The organism is Arthrobacter vasquezii, from assembly GCF_029455255.1.
Classification (GTDB): Bacteria; Actinomycetota; Actinomycetes; order Actinomycetales; family Micrococcaceae; genus Arthrobacter_D; species Arthrobacter_D parietis.
In genome coordinates this window covers 1-4,816 of sequence record NZ_JAROKN010000103.1, presented here as the reverse complement: position 1 = coordinate 4,816, position 4,816 = coordinate 1, and the positions used below count along the sequence as shown (strand labels likewise).

The 4,816-nt window shown below is 69.2% G+C and carries 5 protein-coding genes; all 5 read left to right on the top strand.

Annotated features, from left to right (window positions below; genetic code table 11):
• Positions 1–961 (top strand): glycosyltransferase family 9 protein (locus P4U43_RS17605; protein ID WP_277359898.1); only part of this gene is annotated, 961 nt, incomplete at its 5' end.
• Positions 958–1,959 (top strand): glycosyltransferase, encoded by a 1,002-nt coding sequence (locus P4U43_RS17600; protein WP_277359897.1) that lies wholly within the window; start codon positions 958–960, stop codon positions 1,957–1,959. The genes P4U43_RS17605 and P4U43_RS17600, both read left to right, overlap by 4 nt.
• Entirely contained in the window at positions 1,956–3,272 is a 1,317-nt protein-coding gene (locus P4U43_RS17595; protein ID WP_277359896.1) for a glycosyltransferase, read from the top strand. The genes P4U43_RS17600 and P4U43_RS17595 overlap by 4 nt, the downstream gene beginning before the upstream one ends.
• On the top strand, positions 3,269–3,952 hold the full coding sequence (locus P4U43_RS17590) for a D-sedoheptulose-7-phosphate isomerase (protein WP_277359895.1): 684 nt from the start codon (positions 3,269–3,271) through the stop codon (positions 3,950–3,952). The genes P4U43_RS17595 and P4U43_RS17590 overlap by 4 nt, the downstream gene beginning before the upstream one ends.
• The coding region (locus P4U43_RS17585; RefSeq protein WP_277359894.1) for a bifunctional heptose 7-phosphate kinase/heptose 1-phosphate adenyltransferase at positions 3,949–4,816 on the top strand (868 nt) is incomplete at its 3' end. The genes P4U43_RS17590 and P4U43_RS17585, both read left to right, overlap by 4 nt.

Genomic DNA, 4,816 nt, shown 5'->3' with positions numbered 1-4,816 from the left:
CGTCATGGTGTGCGGTCCGCAGGGTGCAGCGGGCGCACGGCTGCTCCCGGGAGTTTCCGACGTTCTTGTCTGGGACTGTCCCTGGATCACGGCGCCGGCGCCTGAGGTCACGCACGAGCACCTGAATGTCCTGCAGGAGGCTGTGACGGCGGCGGGCATCACGGAGGCCGTCATCCTGACCTCATTCCATCAGTCACCGTTGCCGCTGGCGATGCTGCTGCGCCTGGCCGGTGTGCAGCGGATTACCGGTGCATCCGTCGACTACGCGGGCAGCCTCCTGGACGTCCGGCTGAAGCCCGGTGAGGACTTCCCCGAGGACCAGCCGGAGGCTGAGCGAGCGCTGCGGATTGCCGCTGCCGCAGGCCACCACCTGCCCGACGACGACGACGGCCGGCTTTCCGTGCGCGACGTCCCCGATGTGACCCACCTGGTGGGAAACGAACCTTATATTGTGCTGCACCCCGGCGCAGCTGTGCCCGCCCGCACCTGGCCGCCGCTGCACCATGCGGCGCTCGCGGAGCTGCTGACCGGCGCCGGCTACCGCGTGGTGGTCACCGGAGGAAACAGCGAGCGCGAACTGACGGCCACGGTGGCCGGCCCGGACGGCATTGACCTTGGCGGGCAAACGGATCTTCAGACCATGGCGGGGGTTCTTGCAGGAGCCGGCGCCGTCGTCGTCGGAAATACCGGGCCGGCTCATCTGGCTGCAGCCGTGGGCACCCCCGTGGTGAGCCTGTTCTCCCCGGTTGTGCCGGCCATCCGGTGGGCTCCGTACCGGGTGCCGGTAGAGCTGCTGGGGGAGCAGGACGCACCCTGCAAGCTGACCCGGGCCCGCGACTGTCCGGTTCTCGGTCACCCCTGCCTCGCCAATGTCAGTCCCGAGGAAGCCTTCGCCGCGCTGATGCGGCTGCTCGCCGGCGTGCCGTCGCTGGCCAGCAGAAGAGAAACGAGGAACGTATGAAAATACTGCTCTGGCACGTTCACGGCGGCTGGACCGACGCCTTTGTGCGCGGCTCTCACGAGTACCTGCTGCCCACCACGCCCGAGGGAGGTGCATGGGGACTCGGCCGCGCCGGCCGCCACTGGCCCGGCTCCGTCCGGGAAGTGGCGCCGGAGGACCTGCGGGAAGCTGAGCCGGACATGGTGATCCTGCAGCGGCTCGAGGAGCTCGAGGCTGTCGAGCGGCTGCTCGGATGCAGGCCGGGCGTCGGCATTCCTGCGGTTTTCCTCGAACACAACACGCCCAAGGGCGACATCCCGACGACGCTGCACCCGCTGGCCGGGCAGAGTGAGATTCCGATTGTCCACGTCACCCATTTCAACAGGCTCTTCTGGGACAACGGGATGGCCCCCGCGGTGGTGGTGGAACACGGAATCGTGGACCCGGGACCGCTCTACACCGGAGAACTGGCGCGCGCCGCCGTCGTCGTGAACGAGCCGGTGCGGCGCGGACGGGTGACCGGTACTGACCTCCTTCCGCAGTTCAGCCGCGCGGCGCCCCTCGACGTTTTCGGCATGGGTACAGCAGAACTGCCCAACGCACTTGGCCTGGGAGTCGATGAACTCACCGTCTGCGGGGACCTGCCGACGGCGGCGCTGCACGCAGAACTCGCGCGGCGCCGGCTGTACGTCCACCCGTTGCGGTGGACGTCGCTCGGCCTGGCCTTGCTTGAGGCCATGCATCTCGGCATGCCTGTCATTGCGCTGGCTACCACCGAGGCGGCCCGTGCCGTTCCACCGGAGGCAGGGGCACTCTCCACCGACGTCGATGAGCTGTGTGCGGCGGTCCGGTTGCTTGTGGAGGACCCCTCCGAGGCCCACGCCCGCGGACAGGTTGCCCGCGAGGTAGCACTTGCTCGCTACGGACTGCCGGCGTTCCTTCAGGCATGGGACGAGATTCTGGGCCAGACAGCGGAACGCACGCGCATTCCTGCAGCTTCTGAGAGGAGACCACAATGAGGATTTCCATGGTGTCGGAGCACGCGAGCCCGCTCGCAGCACTCGGCGGGGTGGACGCCGGCGGGCAGAACGTGCACGTTGCCGCGCTGTCCCTGGCGCTGGCACGGCGGGGCCACACCATCACCGTGTACACGCGGAGGGACAGCGAGGACCTGCCCGAGAGGGTACAGGCCGGCGCTGGACTTGAAGTCGTCCATGTCGACGCCGGCCCGCCAGCCGCCATCTCCAAGGATGAGCTGCTGCCCTATATGGGAGCGCTTGCCGACGGCATTGCAGCGGACTGGGGAACACGTCCGCCGGACCTCGTGCACGGGCACTTCTGGATGTCCGGTCTTGCGGCCCTGGACGCGGCGCGGCGCGAGGACATGGGCTATGCCGTCCCCGTGGTGCAGACCTTCCACGCACTCGGGACGGTCAAACGGCGGCATCAGGGGAAGGAAGACACCAGCCCGATGGAACGCGCCTGGCTGGAACCCTCCGTGGGCCGCCAGGCCGATAGGGTTATCGCCACCTGCTCCGACGAGGTGTTCGAACTGAAAGCGATGGGCGTCGCCGGCACCCGCGTATCGGTGGCGCCGTGCGGAGTGGACCTGACGCTGTTCGGTGCTGACGGCCCCGCCGCCCCCCGCCGGCGAACGCATCGCATCATGAGCGTCGGGCGGCTGGTTCCGCGCAAGGGCGTCGACCTGGCGATCCGCGCCCTGAGGACGCTTGCGGACGGCGGGATTCACGACGTCGAACTGGTCATCGCCGGTGGAGGAGGCGATGCCAAGCGCCTCGAAGAGGACCCGGAAGTCCAGCGGTTGCTGGCCCTCGCAGCGCAGCTTGGGGTTGCGGACCAGGTGGCACTCGAGGGGCAGGTGCCCCGCGAGCGGATGCCGGAGCTGCTGCGCAGTGCCGATGCGGTGATTTGCGCGCCCTGGTATGAGCCGTTCGGCATTGTCCCGCTCGAAGCGATGGCCTGCGGCGTCCCGGTGATCGCTGCAGCCGTCGGAGGGCTGATCGACACCGTGGTGGACGGCCAGACCGGGCTGCATGTGCCGCCGCGGGACGTGGGTGCGCTCGCCGAGGCCATCCGCCAGGTGATCGAGAACCCGGAGGCAGCACGGGAGCTTGGGCGGGCAGGGCTCGCCCGGGTCAACGCCCGCTATTCCTGGGACCGCATTGCCGCGGACACCGAAAAGGCCTACCAGCTCACCCTCAACCAGGCGAACGGGCATTCCCAGTCCGGCCGCCGGGGAGCGCAGCAGGGCAGCGCGGCAGCACTTGCACACAGTTCACGTCTACAAAGCACAGGAAGGAGCGCACGATGAGCGCCGAATACCTGGCCACAGTCCGTCCCGGACGCCGGCAGCCGCTGGTCGCAGTTCCGCCGCATCCCGTTCCGGCGCCGGCTCCCGGATCCGGAGCCTTCGACGCCGTGGTGGGACATCTGCAGCAGGTGCTTCCCGCGGTGGAGTCGCTGATGGCTTCGGCTGCCCACCTCGCCGACTGGGGGGTGGACCTCGCCGAGCGGCTCATGGCCGGTCAGCGCCTGCTGGCGGCGGGGAACGGCGGATCGGCGGCGGAAGCGCAGCACCTCACCGCAGAGCTGGTAGGCAGGTTCGACGGTGACCGCGAACCGTTCTCGGCGATCTCCCTGCACGCAGATTCCTCCTCGGTCACCGCGATCGCCAATGATTACGGTTACGAGAACATGTTCGCGCGTCAGGTGCAGGGCCACGGCCGGGAGGGCGACGTCCTGATGCTCCTGAGCACCAGCGGAAACAGCCCGAATCTGCTGCGCGCCGCCGAAGCGGCCCGAAAGATCGGCGTCACGAGCTGGGCGCTCACCGGTCCCGCCCCCAACCCGCTTACTGCTGTGTGCGATGACTACGTAGCGGTGGAGGCGCGATCCGCGAACGCACAGGAGGGCCACCTCATCGCGCTCCACGCCATCTGCAGGGCGTTTGACTCGGAGGTAAGGCGCTGCCGGGCAGGGGAGGGATCATGAAGATCGTTGTCGTGGGCGATGTGCTCCTCGACGTCGACCTGTCGGGAGATGCCAGCCGCCTGAGCCCGGATGCTCCGGTGCCCGTGGTTGACGTCGCCGCCGCCCGCCGCCGCGCCGGCGGTGCAGGCCTGGTGGCCCGCATGCTCCAACAGGATGTGCAGGAGGGCCGGCAGGGAACAACAGTTGAACTCGTCACGGTCCTGTCCGACGACGACGCCGCGGCACACCTGCGCGCGGAGCTCACCGACATTCCCCTCGTCACCGGACCCTCCGGCGCCCCCACGCCGGTGAAAACGAGGATCCGGGCAGGCGGCCACGCCATCGTACGGTTCGATGAAGGGTGCGCGGAAGCACCGGTACCGCCGGTGACCGGTGGGATGCTGCGCGCAGTGGAAAGTGCCGACGTCGTACTGGTGTCCGACTACGGGCGCGGGCTGGCCGCCAATCCTGAACTGCGGGAGCTGCTGGAGCGGATCGCACCCCGGATCCCGGTGGTATGGGATCCGCATCCAGCGGGACCCGCCCCGGTTCGCGGAGCCGCCGCCGTGACGCCGAACCTCAGCGAAGCGCTCAAAGCGGCGGGAGCGGGACAGGGCAGCAGGGCCGACACGGTGCGGGAAGCAGCTGACGCCGCAGCGCTCCTGGAGCGGCGCTGGCACAGCAAAGCGGTCATTGTGACGCTGGGTGAGCGCGGGGCGCTCCTCCACAGGCAGGGTGAAGGCGCAGAGCTGCCGCATCTGGTTCCTGCACCTGCCATCGGAGCTGCGGACCCGTGCGGAGCCGGCGACCGGTTCTGCTCAACCCTGGCGTTGGCCCTCGGCGCGGGAGCGGGTCTCGAGGACGCAGTGCAGGCCGCAGTCCAGC

Coding starts and splice junctions, on each gene's coding strand:
- P4U43_RS17600 (WP_277359897.1), top strand. CDS start 958: ATGAAAATACTGCTCTGGCACGTTCACGGCGGCTGGACCGACGCCTTT.
- P4U43_RS17595 (WP_277359896.1), top strand. CDS start 1,956: ATGAGGATTTCCATGGTGTCGGAGCACGCGAGCCCGCTCGCAGCACTC.
- P4U43_RS17590 (WP_277359895.1), top strand. CDS start 3,269: ATGAGCGCCGAATACCTGGCCACAGTCCGTCCCGGACGCCGGCAGCCG.